Genomic DNA, 3,656 nt, shown 5'->3' with positions numbered 1-3,656 from the left:
AGTAGGTGTTTTTCTACTCGCTTCCTTGGACTGTGTTCCGGCAGTCCGGGAGCGAGTGATCTTTGTTCTGGAACAGAGTGCGCATGCCGCAGGGACTTGATGGACTGGGGCGATGAAGATCTTGTCGCCTCGTGTCCTGCGGACTCTTGAACGGTTCAACGCCGCTTATCCTTGGGATCACAACGCCCACTACCATCGCTGGATCCTGCGGCAGTTGCCGAGGCGCTTCGACCGCGCCCTGGACGTTGGTGCCGGCAGCGGTGATCTTGCAAGGCTCTTGGCCGGACGGGCCGACGCTGTGCAGGCCGTCGATTCCGATCCGGTGATCACGGCCCAGGCCCAGAAGCTGACGCCTTCCGGGCTCCCCGTCACCTTCACCGTCGCGGATGCAATAGCCGAGCTTCCTGCCGGCCCCTACGACGTCATCACGTGCGTCGCCACGATCCACCACCTGCCGTTCACCCAGGCGCTCACCCGTTTCCGCCGTCATCTGGCTCCGGGAGGAACCCTGGTGATCGTCGGCCTGTCTCGCGCCCAAACCCCCGTGGACCACCTGCTCGGTGCCATCGCCATTCCGGCCAACGCTGCCATGGGCTGGCTGAAGAACAAGGGGCGCCCCTCGCAGCGCCCCGTCTCCATGACGGCCCCTACTCGCTCATCGGACATGACCTTTGACGACATCGCCCATGAAGCCAGAGACATCCTCCCTGGCGCACGGCTGCGACGACGGCTGTTCTGGCGCTATACGCTTGTATGGAATCAGCCCTGAGTGGCCCGTGGCTTCCTCGACCACGTGTCGGTGCGGGGGCTCTTGCGGGTGAGGCGTCGGGTCATCATGGTGATGAGTGCCCAGTTCAGATGTGCTTCGGAGTGCTGGGGCAGACGTTCGTAGTCGCGTGCGTTGCGGCGGGCGTTCATGCACCAGCCGATCGTGCGCTCGACTTTCCAACGGCGCGGCAGCACGACGAAGCCCTTGGTGCCCTTGGGCCGGGAGACGATGCGCAGGCTCAGCCAGAGGCGTTCGCGGGCCCAGTCCACGAGGTCGCCGGCGTAGCCGCGGTCGGCCCAGATCTGGGTGATCTGCGGCTGGGTCAGGCGCAGCCGCCAGAACACGTCGCGGGCGGCGTCGCGGTCCTGGATGTCGGCGGGCGTCACCGTGATCATCACGGGCAGGCCGAGCGTGTCCACGGTGATATGTCGCTTGCGTCCGTTGATCTTTTTCGCGGCGTCGTAGCCGCGGCTGTTCCTGCCGACGGTGGAGGCTCCCTTGACCGACTGCGAGTCCACGATCAGCGTCACCGGGTGCGGGCAGCGGCCCTTGCCGGTACGGATCCGGCGGCGGAGCTGGTCACGGATGTAGGTCACCACCCCAGCCCGGTTCCACCGCCAGAAGAAGCCGTAAACCGTCTCCCACGGAGGGAAATCCGCAGGCAGGGCTCGCCACTTCGCGCCGTTGTCGACGATGTAGCGGATGCCGTCGACGATCTCCCGCCGGGGCCACTTCTCCGGGTGGCCGCCGGTCTTGGTCTGGCAGGCCGGGACGGGCAGCAGGGGTTCGAGAAGGGCCCATTCGGCGACGGAGGTGTCGGACGGGTAGCGGCGGCGACGAGAGGCAGCGGGCATGGCGGGCTCGGCAGAGGTAATCGGCGGGGCGGGCAGGGCTATTTGGAGAGCTGGGCGAGAGTGGCGCGGACGCCGGTGAGCTGGGCGGTGGCGAGCTGGGCCCATTCGTCGTCGGGGTAGCGGGCGAGGTGCGGGTCGAGCGTGCCCGTGATCACCCGGGTGAGGCGGCCGAGGATCTGCCGGAACTGCCGCTTGTCGTACTCGATCCAGTCCGCGGGGTCGTCGGAGAACATGAACCCGTCGCGGCGGGTCCAGGTAATCGGCGTCAGGTTCTCCGCGGCGACGACGTCGCGGACGTGCCGGATGCCGCGGCCGATCTGTGAGCGGGTCAGGCGGGTGGCGGCCATGAGCTGGTAGGTGTGCAGGCCGGCGGGGCGTGCTTCCATCAGGGCGACGCGGACCAGGTCGCCGTAGTGCTCTGCCAGCGGCCGGGCCTCCCGGCGTCGCGGCATGGCCTACTCGCCTTTGAGCAGCTGGACCAGCTGCTCATCCAGAGTGAACTCGCCATTGTCGAGCGCTCCTTCGAGCCAGTCCGCCGCGGCGCGGACGCGGCCGATCTGCCGGCGGACGGTCTCTCGCTCGTCCTCGGTGAACTCCTGTCCGCGCAGCTGCGGGACCAGGCGGCCGAGGGTGGCCACGAAGCCGTGGCAGGAGCCGACGAGGTCGAGGTATTCGATGGTGTGCTCGATCGCCCGGACGGCCGGGGTGCGCTCCCGGATCCGGTCACGAGTCTCGTTGGAGTTGTCGAACTGGGCGCGGTTGACGAGCATTCGGGTGGTGTCGTCCCGCATCGTCGTCCGGGCAACGGCCGGACGACGTAGCAGACTGGTGGTGACCTCCTGCGCGACGCTGTCGTCCCTGGTCAGCTCCGTGACGACCCGCACCTTTTCGGCCGGGGTGACGTGCTCGGTGACCGCCGGCCGCTTCAGCAGGTCGGTGGCGACCTGGGCCGCGACCTCGTCGTCCCGGGTCAGGTCGGCCACGGCCTGGACCTTCTCATCCACCGTCACCGGCCGGTCGACCCGCTGGCCGACCACCCGCTTCGCGCCGTCCGGCGTCCACTGCCGGGCCCCGGTGCGCGGGTTGAACGGCGCGTCCTCGATCGCCGCCCACCGCTCGTCCTCGTCCGCCACCGAGGCCAGGATGCGGTGAACGGTGAACGACACGCCCTCCTTGCGTCGCTCCTTCTGCCAGCGGTTGGCGGTGTAGCGCCAGTCCTCCACCGTCCTCCGCTCGACGCCTATGTCGTCCGCGAACATCTGCAACGACTCCGTCACGGTGAACAGGTCGTCCGTGCCGTTCGGCATCGACCCGCCCACCGCCCTCATCGGCTCGATCTCCAGCGCCATGTCGCCCAAGGCGAACTGCGAGCGGGCGATCTGCGCGATCAGTTCCTTGGCCTGGGTGACGAGCTGTTCGTAACGCTGCCGGGTGACGTTCCCGATCCGGTCGACCACGTCGGCCATAAAGACCACCGCCCTCGCCCGGGTCCGGCCCGGCCACCAGGACGTGACCGGTCAAAGGGGCGCCGGCCCCGGTCACCGTCCACCGTGACGCGCGCGCGACACGCCGGGGCAGAGCGTGAACCAGGGGCGCTCGAAGCACACAGGTATCGCTCCCAACTACCCTGCAAAGCACGGGGTGTTGGAGGGGTGCGCGAGGCGTTCGGCTATGGCGTTTCTGTAACGCCGTTCCGCGACGCCCTCCGCTGGCGGCAGGCACGCACCCGGCAACGGTCCGAGCAGTACACCGCCGCCTTCGACCGCTCCACCCCCACTGTCCACGACCGCCCGCACACCGGGCACTCCGCCTGCTCTCCCCGCTGCATCGCGGCCACCCGCTGACGGGTCCGCTGATGCCTCCGCCACCGCCGTGACCTGCACCGACCCGAGCAGAACACCGCCTCCGCCGCCATCGTCTGCGGCAGCGGATCACCACACTCTCGGCAGTACCGCCGAGCCGTCCTGCCAGCCCCCACACCCCAGATCATCCAGGTACGCGCAGCTCACGGCCAGGGATCAAAAACACCTACT

The 3,656-nt window shown here is 68.5% G+C and carries 4 protein-coding genes; 1 reads left to right on the top strand and 3 read right to left on the bottom strand.

The genetic code is table 11. The features are described from left to right. The first annotated feature begins 112 nt into the window (after positions 1 to 112). Entirely contained in the window at positions 113 to 769 is a 657-nt protein-coding gene (locus tag ACGF5O_RS48975; protein WP_393816432.1) for a class I SAM-dependent methyltransferase, read from the top strand. Here the strand turns inward: ACGF5O_RS48975 and ACGF5O_RS48970 are convergent. Genes ACGF5O_RS48970 through ACGF5O_RS48960 form a run of 3 tightly spaced genes read right to left on the bottom strand, consistent with a single transcriptional unit; the run spans position 760 to position 3,089 of the window. After that, entirely contained in the window at positions 760 to 1,623 is an 864-nt protein-coding gene (locus tag ACGF5O_RS48970; RefSeq protein ID WP_393816431.1) for an IS5 family transposase, read from the bottom strand. The two genes, ACGF5O_RS48975 and ACGF5O_RS48970, sit on opposite strands and share 10 nt — an antisense overlap. Before the next feature lie 38 nt (positions 1,624 to 1,661). Then, the gene (locus ACGF5O_RS48965; RefSeq protein WP_099053976.1) at positions 1,662 to 2,075 is read right to left on the bottom strand and encodes a hypothetical protein; all 414 of its coding nucleotides are present in this window, start codon (positions 2,073 to 2,075) and stop codon (positions 1,662 to 1,664) included. 3 nt (positions 2,076 to 2,078) lie between these two features. Beyond that, positions 2,079 to 3,089: a DUF6192 family protein gene (locus ACGF5O_RS48960; protein WP_393816430.1), complete on the bottom strand. Its 1,011-nt coding sequence runs from the start codon at positions 3,087 to 3,089 to the stop codon at positions 2,079 to 2,081. Between the last annotated feature and the right edge of the window lie 567 nt (positions 3,090 to 3,656).

The organism is Streptomyces sp. NPDC048291, assembly GCF_043201715.1.
Lineage (GTDB): Bacteria > Actinomycetota > Actinomycetes > Streptomycetales > Streptomycetaceae > Streptomyces.
The sequence above is the reverse complement of the archived record's forward strand: the minus strand, read 5'-3'. Positions and strand labels throughout refer to the sequence as shown.

Excerpts from the sequence above, each read along its gene's own strand:
- ACGF5O_RS48975 (WP_393816432.1), top strand. The coding sequence starts at position 113 with ATGAAGATCTTGTCGCCTCGTGTCCTGCGGACTCTTGAACGGTTCAAC.
- ACGF5O_RS48965 (WP_099053976.1), bottom strand. The coding sequence starts at position 2,075 with ATGCCGCGACGCCGGGAGGCCCGGCCGCTGGCAGAGCACTACGGCGAC.
- ACGF5O_RS48960 (WP_393816430.1), bottom strand. The coding sequence starts at position 3,089 with ATGGCCGACGTGGTCGACCGGATCGGGAACGTCACCCGGCAGCGTTAC.
- ACGF5O_RS48970 (WP_393816431.1), bottom strand. The coding sequence starts at position 1,623 with ATGCCCGCTGCCTCTCGTCGCCGCCGCTACCCGTCCGACACCTCCGTC.